The organism is Agrobacterium burrii, assembly GCF_017313405.1.
Taxonomy (GTDB): domain Bacteria; phylum Pseudomonadota; class Alphaproteobacteria; order Rhizobiales; family Rhizobiaceae; genus Agrobacterium; species Agrobacterium burrii.
Window position 1 is genome coordinate 80,448 of the sequence record NZ_JAFLNA010000016.1, and the last position, 17,839, is coordinate 98,286.

16 protein-coding genes are annotated in these 17,839 nt (G+C 59.7%); 8 read left to right on the top strand and 8 right to left on the bottom strand.

Translation table 11 applies throughout. The features are described from left to right. Positions 1-405: 405 nt before the first annotated feature. From cysN to JZX89_RS24215, 3 genes are read right to left on the bottom strand one after another with little or no spacing between them, the layout of a single operon-like run. Positions 406-1,887 (bottom strand): sulfate adenylyltransferase subunit CysN, encoded by a 1,482-nt coding sequence (gene cysN, locus JZX89_RS24205; protein ID WP_207135567.1) that lies wholly within the window; start codon positions 1,885-1,887, stop codon positions 406-408. Beyond that, on the bottom strand, positions 1,887-2,840 hold the full coding sequence (gene cysD / locus JZX89_RS24210) for a sulfate adenylyltransferase subunit CysD (protein WP_207135568.1): 954 nt from the start codon (positions 2,838-2,840) through the stop codon (positions 1,887-1,889). The genes cysN and cysD overlap by 1 nt, the downstream gene beginning before the upstream one ends. 28 nt (positions 2,841-2,868) lie before the next feature. After that, a complete protein-coding gene (locus tag JZX89_RS24215) occupies positions 2,869-3,651 on the bottom strand; it encodes a phosphoadenylyl-sulfate reductase (protein ID WP_174372946.1) in 783 nt (260 codons plus the stop codon). A gap of 204 nt (positions 3,652-3,855) precedes the next feature. Between JZX89_RS24215 and JZX89_RS24220 the strand changes: the two genes are divergently transcribed. The 5 genes from JZX89_RS24220 to JZX89_RS24240 all read left to right on the top strand — a co-directional run bounded on the left by JZX89_RS24220 (position 3,856) and on the right by JZX89_RS24240 (position 8,780). After that, positions 3,856-4,296: an RrF2 family transcriptional regulator gene (locus JZX89_RS24220; RefSeq protein WP_111781800.1), complete on the top strand. Its 441-nt coding sequence runs from the start codon at positions 3,856-3,858 to the stop codon at positions 4,294-4,296. A gap of 487 nt (positions 4,297-4,783) precedes the next feature. Next, a complete protein-coding gene (locus tag JZX89_RS24225; protein WP_149898773.1) occupies positions 4,784-5,809 on the top strand; it encodes a sulfate ABC transporter substrate-binding protein in 1,026 nt (341 codons plus the stop codon). Positions 5,810-6,005: 196 nt separating this feature from the next. Next, the gene (cysT, locus tag JZX89_RS24230; RefSeq protein ID WP_010971172.1) at positions 6,006-6,863 is read left to right on the top strand and encodes a sulfate ABC transporter permease subunit CysT; all 858 of its coding nucleotides are present in this window, start codon (positions 6,006-6,008) and stop codon (positions 6,861-6,863) included. After that, positions 6,856-7,728, top strand: coding sequence for a sulfate ABC transporter permease subunit CysW (cysW, locus tag JZX89_RS24235; protein WP_207135569.1), 873 nt, complete (start codon positions 6,856-6,858; stop codon positions 7,726-7,728). Before cysT ends, cysW begins: the two co-directional genes overlap by 8 nt. A gap of 11 nt (positions 7,729-7,739) precedes the next feature. After that, a complete protein-coding gene (locus tag JZX89_RS24240; RefSeq protein ID WP_207135570.1) occupies positions 7,740-8,780 on the top strand; it encodes a sulfate/molybdate ABC transporter ATP-binding protein in 1,041 nt (346 codons plus the stop codon). Between the two features lie 425 nt (positions 8,781-9,205). On the opposite strand, the gene JZX89_RS24245 is transcribed toward JZX89_RS24240, so the two are convergent. The 5 genes from JZX89_RS24245 to JZX89_RS24265 all read right to left on the bottom strand — a co-directional run bounded on the left by JZX89_RS24245 (position 9,206) and on the right by JZX89_RS24265 (position 13,482). Further along, a complete protein-coding gene (locus JZX89_RS24245) occupies positions 9,206-9,571 on the bottom strand; it encodes an HVO_A0114 family putative DNA-binding protein (RefSeq protein ID WP_149898777.1) in 366 nt (121 codons plus the stop codon). Further along, entirely contained in the window at positions 9,568-9,861 is a 294-nt protein-coding gene (locus tag JZX89_RS24250; RefSeq protein WP_207135571.1) for a toxin-antitoxin system TumE family protein, read from the bottom strand. The genes JZX89_RS24245 and JZX89_RS24250 overlap by 4 nt, the downstream gene beginning before the upstream one ends. A 49-nt stretch (positions 9,862-9,910) precedes the next feature. Then, the gene (locus JZX89_RS24255) at positions 9,911-10,924 is read right to left on the bottom strand and encodes an NAD(P)H-quinone oxidoreductase (protein ID WP_207135572.1); all 1,014 of its coding nucleotides are present in this window, start codon (positions 10,922-10,924) and stop codon (positions 9,911-9,913) included. A 338-nt stretch (positions 10,925-11,262) separates the two neighbouring features. Next, entirely contained in the window at positions 11,263-13,065 is a 1,803-nt protein-coding gene (locus JZX89_RS24260) for a GGDEF domain-containing protein (RefSeq protein WP_149898779.1), read from the bottom strand. Positions 13,066-13,245: 180 nt separating this feature from the next. Then, positions 13,246-13,482 (bottom strand): ribbon-helix-helix domain-containing protein, encoded by a 237-nt coding sequence (locus tag JZX89_RS24265; RefSeq protein ID WP_207135573.1) that lies wholly within the window; start codon positions 13,480-13,482, stop codon positions 13,246-13,248. Between the two features lie 359 nt (positions 13,483-13,841). On the opposite strand from JZX89_RS24265, the gene betI reads away from it, so the two are divergent. The 3 genes from betI (at position 13,842) to betA (ending at position 17,836) form a co-directional block, all read left to right on the top strand. Continuing rightward, positions 13,842-14,462, top strand: coding sequence for a choline-binding transcriptional repressor BetI (gene betI, locus JZX89_RS24270; RefSeq protein WP_207135574.1), 621 nt, complete (start codon positions 13,842-13,844; stop codon positions 14,460-14,462). Between the two features lie 12 nt (positions 14,463-14,474). Further along, complete coding sequence (betB, locus tag JZX89_RS24275; protein ID WP_174372939.1) at positions 14,475-15,956, top strand: betaine-aldehyde dehydrogenase; 1,482 nt, start codon at positions 14,475-14,477, stop codon at positions 15,954-15,956. A gap of 230 nt (positions 15,957-16,186) precedes the next feature. After that, entirely contained in the window at positions 16,187-17,836 is a 1,650-nt protein-coding gene (gene betA / locus JZX89_RS24280) for a choline dehydrogenase (RefSeq protein ID WP_207135575.1), read from the top strand. Positions 17,837-17,839 lie beyond the last annotated feature (3 nt).

Below are 17,839 nucleotides of genomic sequence, written 5' to 3' on the forward strand. Positions count from 1 at the left end.
ACCGGGCCTGAACGCGGTTCCACGGGTTTCCCTGAGGACAAGGTCGTGGCTGCGCGATGGGTGACGGCGCAGGCTCCAGCGCCGATGTGGCGGGGTACCATGGCGAGCCATCTTCTCGGTTTTTCCCGCCTTCGCAAACCTGATGCATTTGCCGTTATCAACTGCGATGAAGCCAATGTCGGCTCAGCCACAGGGAACGCAACCGCGCTTCAGCCGTTATCCATTCACAACAACGATGGAGGATAATATGCTGAAGGGTATTGCACTGTGGGCTATGGGCGTTCCGGTCGTCGTGATCATTCTGCTTTATATGTTCGTGTTTTAAGCGGCGCTTCACACCAATGGCCCGCAACGAAAAAAGGCGACCGTTTTGCGGTCGCCTTTTTGTTTGTATCGCAAACTTTCTCAGTCCAGATCGCTGATCAGCCTTGAGGCGGTCGCCACGTCAGTGCGGCGAATGTCGATCTCGTCGCGGTGTCTGGCCAGCAACTCGCTTGCCAGCAGCTTTTCCGCAAGATCGGCGGGCAGGGACAGAATGACCCGGTCACCCTTTTCTTCCGCCGCGCCAACGCTGCGCTTGCTGGTGATCATGCCGCCCGCAACCGTGTTGTTGGTGTCGGGGTCGATCAGGATGAAGGAGCCGGTCGCCCGGTTTTGTTCATAGGCATCGAAAATCGCCGTCTCATCAAAGGAGAGCCGCACCTTGCCGATGGCGTTCATGGAAAGCGACGTCTCATGCGCCTGCCATTCGCCTTCCTTGAGGTTCAGCTGGCTGATCGGCTGCACGCTGACACGCTGGCGGCGGCTGCCGCTTTTCAGCCAATAGCGCTTTCCGGCCTCAATGCCGCCGGGCTGCAAAGCCACGATCTGCGCGTCGAAGGCAAGCCCCGTCTGTGGCTGCGCCTCGATGGAGACGATCATGTCGCCGCGCGACACATCCACCTGACGGTCGAGCACGAGCGTGATGGCGTCACCGGCCACGGTGGCGTTGCGTACCAGATCGAAAGTGACGATCTGCTTGACATTGGCGACCATGCCGGAAGGCAAAACCACGACGCTGTCGCCGGGCTTCACCGAGCCGCCGGCAACCGTGCCCTGATAACCGCGAAAACTTTCGCCGGGACGAGACACACGCTGCACGGGGAAGCGGAAGCCGCCCGATTGCGCCGAGCGAACCGTTGCCAGTTCCAGCGTTTCGACCAGCGTCGGGCCTTCATACCACGGCATGGCGGCCTTGCCGGACAACACGACGTTTTCGCCCTTCAGCGCCGACATCGGAATGGCGGTGATCTGCTTGATGCCGAGATTGGACGCGAATTCGCGGAACTCATGGGCGATCAGCTCGAAACCGGCCTTGTCGTAATTCGTCAGGTCGATCTTGTTGATCGCCAGCACGAATTGCCGGATGCCCATCAGCGCCGCAATGGTGGCGTGGCGACGGGTCTGTTCCAGAATGCCGGTGCGGGCATCCACCAGCAGCACGGCCAGATCGGCCGTGGAAGCGCCGGTCGCCATATTGCGGGTATATTGCTCGTGGCCGGGGGTGTCGGCCACGATGAAGGCACGCCGGTCGGTGGCGAAATAACGATAGGCGACATCGATGGTGATGCCCTGCTCGCGCTCCGCCTGCAAACCGTCGAGCAGCAGCGCGAAATCGGGCAGGCCGAGATCGTTCTGCTTGCCGCTGTCGCGGTGCAGCGTGGCGGCCTGATCTTCCTTGACGGCTTTCGTATCCCAGAGGAGACGGCCGATCAGGGTGGATTTGCCGTCATCGACGCTGCCGCAGGTGATGAGGCGAAGCGGACGCGTATCGCGCGTCGCCTTCGAATGTTCGGCAAAAGGCAGAATGGTGGCGGAGGAGGGGGTGTTGGCGATGGCGGCACTCACTAGAAATACCCCTCGCGCTTCTTCTTCTCCATCGAACCGGACTGGTCGCGGTCAATGGCGCGGCCCTGCCGTTCGGAAACGGTGGCGATTTCCAGCTCGGCGATCACGTCCTGAAGCGTCGCCGCCTCGGAACGGATCGCGCCGGTCAGCGGGAAGCAGCCGAGCGTGCGGAAGCGGATCGAGCCGTGCTGGATTTCTTCGCCGGGCAACAGTTCCAGACGCTCGTCCTCGGCAAGGATCATCATGCCGTCGCGTTCCACATAAGGACGCTGGGCGGCATAATAGAGCGGCACCAGCGGAATGTTTTCCGCCTCGATGTAGCGCCAGATATCGACCTCGGTCCAGTTGGAGAGCGGGAAGGCGCGCACGCTTTCGCCCTTGCGGACCATGCCGTTATAGATGTTCCACAGTTCCGGGCGCTGGTTGCGCGGGTCCCATTTATGGTCGGGGGAGCGGAAGGAATAGATGCGCTCCTTGGCGCGGCTCGCCTCTTCGTCGCGACGCGCGCCACCGAAGGCTGCGTCGAACTGGCCGGCATCCAGCGCCTGGCGCAGTGCTTCCGTCTTCATGATGTCGGTGTAAAGCGCCGATCCATGCGAGAAGGGCGTGACGTTTTCGCTCTCGCCGCGCGGGTTGGTGTAGGAAATCAGGTCGAGATCATATTCCCTAACGATATTGTCGCGGAATTCGATCATTTCCTTGAACTTCCAGCCGGTATTGACGTGCAGCAGCGGGAAGGGAATGCGGCCGGGGAAGAAAGCCTTGCGCGCCAGGTGCAGCAGCACGGATGAATCCTTGCCGATGGAATAGAGCATCACTGGATTATCGAATTCGGCGGCGACTTCGCGGAAAATATGAATAGCTTCGTTTTCAAGCGCCTTCAGATGGGGATCGAGCGGCGGCTTGGATGCGACAGTATTCTTGCTGTCCGTCTCGTGGACTGCGTTGGACATTGTGAACTCCGGGAGATTTACTCAGTGATTATCGTTGCGGGATGGCGGAAATGGCGGAGGTCTGCTCCGCACCGGCGACGTGAAGACCGCATTCGCGCTTCTCGTCGTTTTCCCACCACCATCGTCCGGCGCGCTCAGGCTCACCGGGTTTGATGGCGCGCGTACACGGCTCGCAGCCGATGGAGGGGTAACCACGCGCATGCAACGGATTGACGGGAATGTTTTCCTTGGCGACATGCGTCCGAATAAGGTCGATATCCCAGTCCGCCAAAGGATTGATCTTGATGAGATTGCGCTCGGCGTCGAATTCGGCAAACGGCGTCGTGGCGCGATTGCCCGACTGGCCGCGACGAAGGCCGGTGATCCAGAAAGCGGCTCCCTCCAGCGATTTGCCGAGCGGGATCAGCTTTCTGACATGACAGCAGGCGTGGCGGGCTTCGACGCTTTCGTAAAAGCCGTTGAGACCGTATTTTTCCGCATAAGCGTCGATATCGTCCTGCTCGGGCCGGAAGCGGCGGATTTCGATGCCGAAACGCTCCTCGGTCTCATCGATGAGATCGACGGTTTCCTTGAACAGACGGCCTGTTTCCAGCGTCACGACGTCGATCGGCAGGCGATGCGTGCCGATGGCCGCCGTGATGACCTGATCCTCGATGCCGAGACTGGTGGTGAAAACCGCACGGCCACCAAGGCCGGCGACGAAGGCGAGACGTCCCGCAAGGTCGAGCCCGGCCAGCGTGGCGTCGAGGGATGCGGTATCGGCAGAAACATTTGCTGAATTGATGGTCATTGTCACGTCCGGGATTTCCATGGCCGATTATTGTTGAAATCCGGCCTTTGGAACAGAAATGACAGTGCTTGTGCGCTGCACTTGAGAGCAAAAATGCCTCTCGCGCGCATAGTCTGAGCAAAAGATACCCGTTCACCTTCTTTGCAGCCTGGATTTGAATTGTGACAACTTCTGCGCTAAGCCGGAATTGCCGGGTTACCAGGCTTGTGATCTACTGGTTTTACGATGATTTCGCAGAAGGCAAAATATGCGCTAAGGGCGCTCCTTTCGCTGGCCAAGGCCGACGGCGGCTGTCCCGTGCAGATTTCCGACATTGCCCGCGAACAGGCCATTCCGAAAAAATTCCTCGAACAGATACTTCTCGAAATGAAGAAGGAACGCATCGTTGAAAGCCGGCGCGGCAAGCAGGGGGGGTATCTTCTGGCGCGCCCGGCCTCCGACATCACCTTCGGCGAGGTGCTGCGCCTCATCGACGGGCCGCTCGCCCCCTTGCCTTGCCTGTCGCAGACCGCCTATCGCCGCTGCGAGGATTGCGACGGCGAGAAGCAGTGCGAGATCCGCCACGTCTTTGCCCGCGTGGCTGATGCCACCCGCAACATCCTTTTCAATACCACCATCGCCGATGCGGTGGCGGGTGTCGAAGTGCCCGAGCTTTTGACGGCCTAGCACCACACCATCCACGACCTCCACCCACGAACTCCACCGTCATCCTCGGGCTTGACCCGAGGATCCATGGTCAGACTGGGTTGTGGATCCTCGGGTCAAGCCCGAGGATGACCGGGGGAGAGGGCATACCGGCCTGTCGGCACATGGTCCTGCAACTTGTGACACGAGTTTCGCAGTGGTGAATGCTCAAACAACGAAACAGGCGGCAGAGCCCTTAGCTGTCGCCCTTCTGCGTCCCTCAAACGAAAAAATCGTCTAAAACCCCATAATATTTTTCGCCGTCAGCGCAAAAAATCGGCAAAAATGTGAAACGGTTTTGCATTCAGCAAAGTTTTACACGACGCTTGTTGCGCCTTTCGCTTATGCTGCGCTGTATTTGTTGCCCGGAGAAACGCTCAAGGGAAACACTTTTTCGATCGTATTCGGCCTCATTGACCAACTCTACTCAACCGGTAGAGTTAAGCCATCTTCACAGGAGGGAATACCGATGTCTAAGCTTCTGTCCGGTTTGAGCGTTGCCGCTCTCGGCCTTTCACTGGCTTTGGGGGGCGTTGGCACGGCGTTCGCGCAGACCAAGCTGCTCAATGTGTCCTACGATCCGACCCGCGAGCTCTACAAGGATTTCAACGAGGCCTTTGCCAAGAAGTGGAAGGCCGATACCGGTGAGGATGTCACCATCCAGCAGTCGCATGGCGGCTCCGGCAAGCAGGCGCGCTCGGTCATCGACGGTCTGGAAGCGGATGTGGTGACGCTGGCGCTGCAGAGCGACATCGACGCCATCGTCCAGAATTCCGGCAAGATCAACAAGGACTGGCGCACCCGCCTGCCGCACAATTCCTCGCCTTACACCTCCACCATCGTTTTCCTGGTGCGCAAGGGCAATCCGAAAGGCATCCATAATTGGGGCGATCTGGTGAAGGGCGACATCCAGATCGTCACGCCGAACCCCAAGACATCAGGCGGTGCACGCTGGAACTATCTTGCCGCCTGGGCATGGGCGAATGAAGAGTTCAAGGGCGATCAGGACAAGATCAAGGCCTATGTCGGCGATCTCTACAAGCGCGCCCCGGTTCTCGATACCGGCGCCCGCGGCTCCACGGTCACTTTCGCACAGCGCCAGATCGGCGACGTGCTGCTGGCTTGGGAAAACGAAGCCTATCTCGCCGGTCAGGAATTCGGCGCTGACGCCTTCGATATCGTCGTGCCACCGATCTCGATCCTTGCCGAACCGCCGGTTGCCGTTGTGGATGCGAATGTCGATGCCAAGGGCACCCGCAAGGCGGCGGAAGCCTATCTGCAATATCTCTATTCCGACGAAGGCCAGAATATTGCGGCCAAACACTTCTACCGTCCGTCCAACCCGGCCGTTGTCTCCAAGGACCTGCTGAAGCAGCTGCCCGACATCAAGCTCGTCACCATCGACGACCCGATCTTCGGCGGTTGGGCCAAGGCGCAGCCGGAACATTTTGGCGATGGCGGCATCTTCGACCAGATTTACAAGCCCGCGAAGTAAGCGGATGATAGGGTGACAAGAGATCACCCCGTCCACCGGGACAAGATAAACAAAAGCCTGATCGACCGGACACCGTGCCGGTCGATACTTTATAATAAACGCCGGGGAACTCCGGCTCCCAGAGAGCATTTCCAGGAAAAGTGGACCCCGGTTTCCTGTCCGGAAATGCGCCAAACAAAGATTATCCGGAGCCTTGATGAGCAATAATACATCCGGAAACAGGTGGAAGTGGCGGCAGTCGAGTGTCATACCCGGCTTCGGCCTGACATTCGGTTACACCGTCACCTATCTGTTTCTCATCATTCTTATTCCGCTCGGCGGCCTTGTCTGGTCCACGGCGAAACTTGGTTTTGCAGATTTTATCGCGATTGCCACCGATAGCCGCACGCTGAATGCGCTGCGCGTCAGTTTCGGCACGGCCTTCATCGCCGCGCTGGTCAACGCCGTTTTCGGCGTCATCGTCGCCTGGGTTCTGACACGGTACCGTTTCCCCGGCCGCCGCTTCGTTGATGCCATTGTCGATCTGCCCTTTGCCCTGCCAACGGCGGTGGCCGGTATCGCGCTCACCACGCTTTATGCCAATCGCGGCTGGGTCGGCTCGCTGTTCGAACCCTTCGGCATCAAGATCGCGTTTACGCCGACCGGCATCGTCATCGCGCTGATCTTCATCGGCCTGCCCTTCGTGGTCCGCACGGTGCAGCCGGTCATGGAGGAGATCGACCGGCAGGTGGAGGAAGTGGCGGCGACGCTTGGCGCCAACCGTTTCCAGACCATCACCCGCGTTCTGCTGCCAAGCCTCACACCCGCCATCCTCACCGGTTTTGCGCTGGCTTTCGCACGCGGCGTTGGCGAATACGGCTCGGTCATCTTCATCGCCGGCAATATCCCCTACGTGTCAGAAATCGCGCCGCTTCTCATCGTCATCCGGCTGGAGGAGTTCAACTATGCGGCCGCCACCGGCATCGCCACCATCATGCTGATCATTTCCTTCGCCATGCTGTTCCTCATCAATCTCATTCAGGCCTGGAGCCGCAAGAGGTACGGTTATGTCTGAGACCGCTTCCCGCACCGCGCCCCGGCCGTTCCGCGATCCCGCCAGCGAAAGCTTTCCCGCCCGGCTGGCGCTGATCGCCATCGCCTTCCTGTTCCTGGCGGCCTTCCTGGTGCTGCCGCTCGTCTCGGTGTTCTTCGAAGCCTTCCGCAAAGGCGGCTACGCCTTTTGGGAAGCCATCGTCGAGCCGGATGCGCTGTCGGCCATTCGCCTGACGCTGCTTGTCGCCGCCATTTCGGTGCCGCTCAATGTGGTCTTCGGGGTTGCTGCCGCCTGGGCTATCGCCAAATTCGAGTTCAAGGGCAAGGCGTTCCTGATAACGCTGATCGACCTGCCATTCTCGATCTCGCCGGTCATTTCAGGTCTGGTCTATGTCATCCTGTTTTCCGCCCACAGCGTGCTCGGGCCATGGTTGAAGAGTTACGGCATCGAAATCCTCTTCGCCGTTCCGGGCATCGTGCTCGCCACCATCTTCGTCACCTTTCCTTTCGTGGCGCGTGAATTGATCCCGCTAATGCAGGAACAGGGCAATGGCGACGAAGAGGCGGCGATTTCGCTCGGGGCAACCGGCTGGCAGACCTTCTGGTATGTCACGCTGCCGAACGTGAAATGGGGCCTGCTTTACGGGGTGCTGCTCTGCAACGCCCGCGCCATGGGCGAGTTCGGCGCCGTCTCTGTGGTATCGGGCCATATTCGCGGCGAGACCAACACCATGCCGCTGCATGTGGAGATACTCTATAATGAGTACAATATGGGCGCGGCCTTTGCGGTGGCGACGCTGCTGGCCGGTCTGGCACTGGTGACGCTCGTTCTCAAAACCATTCTCGAAATACGCTTTGGCGCGGGCAACGCAGCCGGCAAGCATTGAAAGGCATCTTCATGGAAGTGAAAGTTTCCGGCATCACCAAGCAGTTCGACCGCTTTCCGGCGCTGAACGACGTGTCACTCGACATTCGTTCCGGTGAACTGATCGCGCTGCTCGGTCCTTCCGGTTCCGGCAAGACGACGCTGTTGCGCCTGATCGCCGGCCTCGAACAGCCGACGCAGGGCCATATCTATTTCGGCGATGAGGATGCCTCGCATCGCACCGTGCAGGAGCGCAATGTCGGTTTCGTTTTCCAGCACTACGCGCTGTTCCGCCACATGACGGTGGCCGACAATATCGCCTTCGGTCTGAAAGTGCGCCCCTCCGCCACCCGCCCGCCGAGAGCGGAGATCCGCAAGCGGGTGTCCGAACTTCTCGACATGGTGCATCTCTCCGGTCTTGAAAAACGTTATCCGACCCAGCTTTCCGGCGGCCAGCGCCAGCGCGTGGCGCTTGCCCGCGCCGTCGCCATCGAGCCGAAAGTGCTGCTTCTTGACGAACCCTTCGGCGCGCTCGACGCCAAGGTGCGCAAGGAGCTGCGCCGCTGGCTGCGCGAATTCCACGACCGCACCGGCCACACCACCGTCTTCGTCACCCACGATCAGGAAGAAGCGCTGGAACTGGCCGACCGCGTCGTGGTCATGAGTCAGGGCAAGATCGAACAGGTCGGCACGGCTGACGATGTCTATGACACGCCCAATTCCCCCTTCGTCTTTTCCTTCATCGGGGAATCCTCCAGCCTGCCGGTCACGATCCGCGACGGCCATGTGCTGTTTCAGGGGGAAAGCATCGGCGTAAACGAAAGCGGCGCAGGCGAGGGCGAGCTGTTCTTCCGGCCGGAAGACGTCGTGCTAACGGACGAGAAGGATACCCTCTACGGCAAGGTCACCACCTGTCGCCGCCTCGCCGGCACCCGCATCGCCGAAATCGACATCGCCAATAACGGCCATGAGCCCTATCACCTCGAAATCGAAGTGCCGCTCAATGCCGCGGTGGCCGTGGGTGCCGAACTGCGCTTTCGCCCGACACGCTGGAAGGTGTTTGGGAAGAGGTAGGCTGGGAACAGGCCTATCAGATTTCCTCATTCCTGTGCTTGTCACAGGAATCCAGCCGACGCGCGTCTGCGCGTCGAAAAGGACTCCTTTCAGCCCAAAGACTTGGTCTGGCTGGATCTCTGTGACAAGCACAGAGATGAGGGAGGTACACCCAATCCCCACAAACAGAAAAGGGCCGCCAGAGGCGACCCTTCCATGAGTTTGGTCCTGTTTACAGACCCGGGACTGTTTCTCAACGTTCCGAAGGCTGGTGGTTTTACGCCGAGGGTTGCCCCGTCGCACACACACCCTTTCCATTGCCTGAACCAGAAACCGAAATCTCATTAGACATTGGATCACCTCCTTCCGATACGTTGAACATAACTAGAAGGTAGTACGATTCGCGGTGAATGCAAGAGGCAGTCGTTCAAGCACGACCAGTGAGACTATGCCGCTTCGCCGGCCTTCACGTCGAATTCGAAATGGATGCTGTCATAGGGAAACGCAATACCGTCGTTGTTCCTGTCGATGATGCCCGCATGGAGAAGCGTCGTGACGTCGCGATGAACGGCCTGCACATCCCGCCCCACGCGGCGCGCGACCTCGCGGATCGAAAGCGTTCCCTGACCCGACAGAGCCCGGACAATGGCAAGACGCAACGGGGCGAGAATGCGGTGCAGGTCTTCATAGCTGGAAAATTCGACAGACGGTTTCGCCTCCGCCGGCTTTCCAGACATCGCCAGATTTCCGGCGGCGACAAACCGGCTTTTAATGTCATCGATGGTGCCGAGACGGACAGTCAGTGCGGTCATGCCAAAATCCTTTCCATATCACCCTGAAAAGCATCGAAGAGGGCTTCAAACGTGGTGAACTCGATTGTGTCCTCACGCCCCTCCATGTGGCGATGATCACCTTTGCCGCGTTCATTGTCATAGCGCAGAACGCATTCACCTTTGATCACAAGCGCCAGCCGGTACTTGAAAGGATGGGCGCTTCCAGGAACCGGCTCCGGCAGGTGCCACAGGACAACCTCGAAAAAGGCGGTCTCATCGATTACCTTGCGGGTTTTTTCGAGCAGTACCGCCTTCGTGTTGTTATTCATGACAACGTCCTCGTCTGTTGTCAATAAAAACAACACGAGCAGCGTGTAATCACGACACCCGCATCACGATCTTGCCGATATGATTGCTGCTTTCCATCAACCGATGTGCCTCCGCGACCTCATCCAGCGCAAAGACCTGATTGATGACCGGTGCGATTTTGCCGCTTTCGATGAGCGGCCAGACCAGCTCGATGAGGTCATCGCGGATCGCGCGTTTCTCGTCGGCGGTGCGGGGCCGCATGGTGGAGCCGGTGACGGTGAGGCGTTTGACCATGATGGGGCGCAGGTCGACCTTCTCCGCCACGGCGCCGCCCAGAAAGGCGATGATGGACAGGCAGCCGTCCTTAGCGAGGGCGGCGATGTTCTTTTCGAAATAGGCAGCGCCGATCATATCCAGAACGACGTCCACGCCCTTGCCGCCGGTCTCGGTCTTGACGACGGCGGCGAAATCTTCCTCACGGTAATTGATCGCCCGTTTGGCGCCGAGCTTGACGCAGGCGTCGCATTTCTCCACTGAGCCCGCCGTGGCATAGACTTCCGCGCCAAAAGCTTTGGCGAGCTGGATGGCCGTTGTGCCGATGCCGCTGGTGCCGCCGTGGATCAGCACGCTTTCGCCTTCGGTGAGGCCCGCCATTTGGAAGAGATTGGCCCAGACCGTGAAGAAGGTTTCCGGCAGCGCTGCGGCTTTGACGGCATCATAACCCTTGGGGAAGGGCAGGGCCTGTCCGGCCGGCACGGTGCAATATTCGGCGTAGCCGCCGCCATTGGCGAGCGCGCAGATTTTATCGCCCGGTTTGAATTCGGTGACGCCTTCGCCGAGCGCAACCACTTCTCCGGCAATTTCCAGGCCGAGGATCGGGCTTGCATCCCTGGGCGGCGGATAGATGCCCTGTCTCTGTGCGACATCGGGACGGTTGACGCCCGTTGCCTCGACCTTGACCAGAATCTCGCCTTTGGCGGGTTTCGGCAAAGCCATCTGCGAAAGCTGCATTACTTCCGGGCCGCCATGGGAAGGAAGGTCGATGAAGCGCATTGTTTCGGGCAGGGTCGTGGTATCGGACATGGGTGAGGGCAACTCCCTGGGGATTGGCGTTACCTTAAAATGTAGGCCGGATGCGTCCTTTAGGAAAGGCGGCTCTTTGACGCTGGAGTACGTTGGGTGTTGTTGGTTCGCATGGGCGTGGAGTGCGCGGCTTTACCCCCCTCTGCCCTGCCGGGCATTTCCCCCACAAGGAGGGAGATCATACGCGGCGAGGTTTCGCCCCTCTTAAAGTTTGAGAATGAAGCGACGGTAGAGCCGCTTGCCGATCTCCCTCCTTGTGGGGGAAATGCCCGGCAGGGCAGAGGGGGGTAAAGCCGCAAACTCCGGGTCAACCGGATCCCAACCTCGCCCCCTGTTTCTCAATTTGTCTCGCCGAACACCCGGATGACGAGGCCGCCTTCGTTTTCCTTCGCGGCTGTCTTGACGCCGGCAATCTCGCTGCCGATGCGTTCGGGATTGGCGATGATCAACCCTTTCGGCAGGGTGAGAACACCGATAGAGCAGCGCAGCAGCGCGAAATCCCGCTCATTGCCGCGACGGTCGAGCCCGACCATGTGCCCGGCGTCGCGGTCCTCCTGCGAATAGAGTTCCGCCACGTCGTCGTGGAAATCGCTGAGCAGGCGTTCGAGGATTTCCGTCAGTTCTTCCACCGTCCAGTCACGCACGCCGATGAAGAAATCGTCGCCGCCAATATGGCCGAGGAAACAGTCGCCGGCGAAGAAGTAACGGCGCATCAGCGCCGAAAACAGGGTGATGGCGTGGTCGCCGGCGTTGAAGCCGTATTTGTCGTTGAAGGGTTTGAAATTGTCGAAGTCGCAATAGCAGAAGAACCGCGTCTCGTCGCCGTCGCCGCAGCTGTCGGATATGAAGCCGCCAATGGCGCGGTTGCCGGGCAGCGCGGTCAGCGGGTTCTGGTCCTGCGCCATCTTCAGCTGTTTTTCATTGATAACCTTGATGAGCGAGGCAGCCGAGACGATGCCGGCATAACGCATGTTTTCGGTCAGGATGATGCAGGCGCTGCCGCCCATGCTGGCGAACATGTTCATCAGCTGATCTGCATCGGCATCAAGGCCGACGATCGGCGCGGGATCGACGAAATGGGAGATGGTGCGCTCATAAATCTTGTTCTTGAGCAGGTCGCGACCGAAAGGCCGGTAGATATATTCCTTGAGGTGATATTCGTTGATAACGCCGCGCGGTTCGCCATTGGCGTTGAGAACCGGGAAAAATGCCTGCTGCGGGTTTCTGCGGAACAGTTCGAAGACATTATCGACGCTGTCATGCTCATAGACGGTGGGAAGCCGCTCGATTTCCCGGCGGATCAATATTTCGTCCAGCGACTGGCTGCTGCGCCGCGCCACGCCCATGCGGTTGAGGTGCGGAAAGCTCTCCGGCAGCTCGCTGGTGAAGACCGTCGGTCTGGCGATCAGCCAGCCCTGCACCAGATCGACGCCATATTCGCGGCAGGTCAGGAATTCCGCTTCCGTTTCAATGCCTTCCGCAATCACCCGAACCCCAAGAACATGGGCGATGTTGACGATGTTGCGGACGAGATGCTGTTTGCGCGGAAGATGATCGACGCCACTGATGAAGTGCCGGTCGATCTTCAGGTAGTCCAGCGGATAGTCGCACAAAAGCTTCATCTCGCCGTGACCGGCGCCGAAATCATCGATCGCCAGCTTGAAGCCTTCCTTGCGCATACGGGCAATCAGCGCCGTGAATTCCGGCACGCTGGTATTGTCGAAACGTTCGGAAAGCTCAAAGCAGATGGAGGAGGCCGGAATGCCTGCCCGCGCCAGATGGCCGACAAGCTTGTCGAGAATGGCGTCGCCGTGCGGGATCAGCCGCACATCGAGATTGAGGAACAGGGTGGTGGAGGAAAAGTCGGGCAGGGTGGAGAATTTCGCCAGCGCGCGGCTTGCCAGCATCTGCTCGAAAGCTTTCAGTTCGCCGTCCGCAGCAGCCTGGTCGAGAAGCGCCAGCGGATTGGAAAATCCAAGCCGGTCATGGCCGCGCATCAATGATTCATAGCCGAAAATCGTGCCCGTCGTCGCCTCGACAATCGGCTGAAACGCGGTTTCAAGCACAAGCTTTGCCATGGGAAACATGTGCCCGGAGGCAAATCGCCTTATGACATCATTCTCCATCGTGACGGCCTGCATTTCTTTCTCCGCAATTGGCCAGCCCCGAGATTGCATGGCGTGAAAATCCGCCACAACGGGGCCGTTTCTTTTACGGCGAACAATTGCAGATCACAGGTCAACAAAAGCTTTCACGATTGTGAAGCTTTGATGAACGTTTTGTCACAACCCCCTCGATATGCGGGGTTGCCGGGCAAAGCCTCAGGCCCGGCGCGCATGCCCGGTGTGAGCGGCGTAAAGTTCCGCAACATTCATGCGCTCCCGGTCCGCTTCGACAGGGACGGGAGGCGTTGTTTCAGTGCCGTGTTGGGCAGAGGCCGCCCATAGCCGCAGCGCGGCCCTGACGACCTCGCTGCCGGATGCGTAAGCGCCACTATTCACGGCCTCGCGCATTCTTGCTGCCTGTTCCGGGGAAATCGATACTGTTACCATTGGCATGATATCACTCCCTTCTTTAAACGCTGCGATCGAACCTTTGATGTCCAATGTGCGGACCAGGTATCGTCGTGGTCTATGGCGGGCGTTTTTATTGTTTTTCGTCTGGCGCCGCTTCCAGCGAAATTTGTATCACTTCCTATATTAGCACGAAACGCGTTTCATTCCCAATTAGCAGTATATCACGGTTTAGTTTTTCCCCTGTCAGAGGGGTAATGAGCCGGATGCCCGGCATTCGTGAAATTATTGGAATACGGCGTCGGAAAATATGATCCATCGCAAATCCGCGACATAAAACGGCGCATTTTTTATTGATTGATCGATCAATCAAGAATAATTTGCCATCCGTCAAGGAGACGATGATGCCAAAGATCGGAATGGAGCCTCTGCGCCGCAAGGCGCTTGTGGATGCGGCGCTGCGCACCATCGGCCACCATGGTTCGCTGAATGTGACGATGTCTGACATCGCCCGGGAAGCGGGCGTGTCGGCGGCACTTGCGCATCATTATTTCGGCAGCAAGCAGCAGCTTCTTCTCGAAACCGTCCGCAGCCTGTTGCGCGACCTCAGGCGCGATGCCGTGGCGGCGCTGACCCGCGCTTCCGGCCCGCGCGAGAGGCTGAGCGCCATCGTGCACGTCTCCTTCCAGAGCGACCAGTTCACGCCGGAAACGGTGGCGGCATGGCTTGCCTTTTATGTCGAGGCGCAGCGTTCGGAGGAAACCCGGCGGCTGCTGGTGATTTATTCCCGCCGCCTGCGCTCCAATCTTCTGTCCAGCCTGTCCCGCCTTTGCCCGCCGGATGATGCCGCACGCATCGCGGAAGGGGCGGCAGCGCTGATAGACGGTCTTTACATCCGCCACAGCCTGCGGTCCGCCCCGCTCGGCTTCGCTTCCGCGCCGGCGCTTGTCGAGGATTATTTCGACATGCAGCTCAAACCCTATCCCGATGGACAGCGCCCCAAGCCGTCCATCCGCGTTCTCTAAGGAGACTTCGACATGACTATCGCCACGCCTCTCCGGGCGCAGCCCAAAGCCTCGCATTTCATCGACGGCGACTATGTCGAAGACACTGCCGGCACGCTGTTCGAAAGCATCTTTCCGGCCACCGGCGAGGTTATCGCAAGGCTACACGCAGCAACCCCGGCGATTGTCGAGCGCGCCATCGCGTCTGCCAAACGCGCCCAGAAGGAATGGGCGGCGATGACCCCCATGGCGCGCGGCCGCATCCTCAAGCGCGCCGCTGATATCATGCGTGAACGCAACGATGCGCTTTCCACGCTGGAGACACTCGATACCGGCAAGCCGATCCAGGAAACCATCGTCGCCGATCCCACCTCCGGCGCGGATGCCTTCGAATTTTTCGGCGGCATCGCACCTTCTGCGCTGAATGGTGATTACATCCCGCTCGGTGGAGATTTCGCCTATACCAAGCGCGTGCCGTTGGGAGTCTGCGTGGGCATCGGCGCATGGAACTATCCGCAGCAGATCGCCTGCTGGAAGGCAGCGCCGGCACTCGTCGCCGGCAACGCCATGGTCTTCAAGCCTTCGGAAAACACCCCGCTGGGCGCACTGAAGATCGCCGAAATCCTCATCGAAGCCGGTCTGCCCAAGGGCCTGTTCAACGTCATTCAGGGCGATCGTGATACCGGTCCGCTGCTGGTCAACCACCCCGATGTAGCGAAGGTCTCGCTGACAGGCTCAGTCCCAACCGGCCGCAAGGTGGCCGCTGCCGCTGCCGGGCATCTCAAGCACGTGACCATGGAGCTCGGCGGCAAGTCGCCGTTGATCGTTTTCGACGATGCCGATATCGAAAGTGCTGTCGGCGGTGCGATGCTCGGCAATTTTTATTCCTCCGGGCAGGTCTGCTCCAATGGCACGCGCGTCTTCGTGCAGAAAAAAGCCAAGGGCCGCTTCCTCGAAAACCTGAAGCGCCGCACCGAAGCGATGATCCTCGGCGATCCGCTTGACTACGCCACCCATCTCGGCCCGCTGGTCTCCAAGGCCCAGCAGGAGAAGGTTCTTGCCTACATCGAAAAGGGCAAGGCGGAGGGTGCGACGCTGGTGACCGGCGGCGGCATCCCCAACAATGTGTCGGGTGAGGGGGCCTATGTGCAGCCGACCGTTTTTGCCGATGTAACCGACAACATGACCATCGCCCGCGAGGAAATCTTCGGCCCGGTCATGTGCGTGCTGGATTTTGACGATGAAGACGAGGTTCTCGCCCGCGCCAACGCCACCGAATTCGGCCTCGCCGGCGGCGTCTTCACCGCCGATCTCGCCCGTGCTCACCGTGTGGTGGATCAGCTGGAGGCGGGCACGCTATGGATCAACACATACAATCTCTGCCCGGTGGAAATCCCCTTCGGCGGCTCGAAACAATCCGGCTTCGGGCGGGAAAATTCGGCGGCGGCGCTGGAGCATTACAGTGAGCTGAAGACGGTTTATGTGAGCACGGGGAAGGTGGACGCGCCTTATTGACGGTTGGCGCGTGGGGCTTACCCCCCTCTGCCCTGCCGGGCATCTCCCCCACAAGGAGGGAGATCGACCTGCGGCCACGTCGCGTCCTTCTTCGAGGTCGCAAATGAAGCGATGCCCCGTCGTCTTGCTGATCTCCCTCCTTGTGGGGGAGATGTCCGGCAGGACAGAGGGGGGTAAGCCCCACGCGCATACCCTAAATCAGAACCACAGCTCATCGGAGAGCACAAATCATGCAAGCAGATTACGTCATCGTCGGCTCCGGTTCCGCAGGTTCCGCCATCGCCTACCGCCTGTCGGAAGACGGTCGCTATTCCGTCATCGTCATCGAGGCTGGCGGGTCGGATTTCGGTCCCTTCATCCAGATGCCGGCCGCACTCGCCTGGCCGATGAGCATGAAGCGCTACAATTGGGGTTACCTCTCCGAGCCCGAACCCAATCTCGACAATCGCCGCATCACCGCCCCACGCGGCAAGGTCATCGGCGGTTCGTCGTCCATCAACGGCCTCGTTTACGTGCGCGGCCATGCCGAGGATTTCAACCGCTGGGAAGAGCTTGGTGCGCATGGCTGGGCCTATGCGGATGTGCTGCCCTACTTCAAGCGCATGGAACACAGCCATGGCGGCGAGGAAGGCTGGCGCGGCACGGATGGGCCGCTGCATGTGCAGCGCGGGCCGGTGAATAATCCGCTGTTCCATGCCTTTATTCAGGCAGGCGCACAGGCCGGCTTCGAGCTGACGGACGACTATAACGGCTCCAGGCAGGAAGGTTTCGGCCTTATGGAGCAGACCATCCACCACGGCCGTCGCTGGTCCGCCGCCAATGCCTACCTGCGGCCGGCGCTGAAGCGCGGTAATGTTACGCTGGTTGGCGGTTTTGCCCGCAAGATTGTCATCGAGAATGGCCGCGCCGTGGGTGTCGAGATCGAGCGTAAGGGCGTGGTGGAAACCATCACGGCCAATCGCGAAGTCATCGTGTCCGCCTCTTCCTTCAACTCGCCGAAACTGCTGATGCTTTCGGGCATCGGCCCTGCCGCGCATCTGGCTGAGATGGGCATTGAGGTCAAGGCGGATCGTCCGGGTGTGGGCGCAAACCTTCAGGACCATATGGAGTTCTATTTCCAGCAGGTCTCGACCAAGCCGGTCTCGCTTTATTCCTGGCTGCCATGGTTCTGGCAGGGCGTGGCGGGCGCGCAATGGCTGCTGTCGAAGGGCGGACTTGGTGCCTCCAATCAGTTCGAGGCCTGCGCCTTCCTGCGCTCAGCACCGGGGCTGAAACAGCCTGACATCCAGTATCATTTCCTGCCGGTCGCCATTTCCTATGACGGCAAGGCGGCCGCGAAAAGCCATGGTTTTCAAGTGCATGTCGGCTATAACCTGTCGAAATCGCGCGGCAATGTCACGCTCCGCTCCGCCGATCCGAAGGACGATCCGGTCATTCGTTTCAACTATATGAGCCATCCGGAAGACTGGGAAAAATTCCGTCATTGCGTGCGCCTGACGCGCGAGATTTTCAGCCAGAAAGCCTTCGACGATTTTCGCGGACCGGAAATCCAGCCGGGCGAAAATGTCGGGACGGACGAGGAAATTGACGCCTTTTTGCGTGAGCATCTGGAAAGCGCCTATCACCCCTGCGGCACCTGCCGGATGGGCGACCGCAACGACCCGATGGCCGTCGTCGATCCCGAATGTCGGGTGATCGGCGTGGAGGGATTGAGGGTCGCCGACAGCTCGATCTTCCCGCATGTGACCTATGGCAACCTCAACGGCCCCTCGATCATGACCGGCGAAAAGGCGGCCGATCATATTCTCGGCAAGACCCCGCTGCCGCGCTCCAATCAGGAACCTTGGGTGAACCCGCGCGCGGCGGTCAGCGACCGGTGAGGA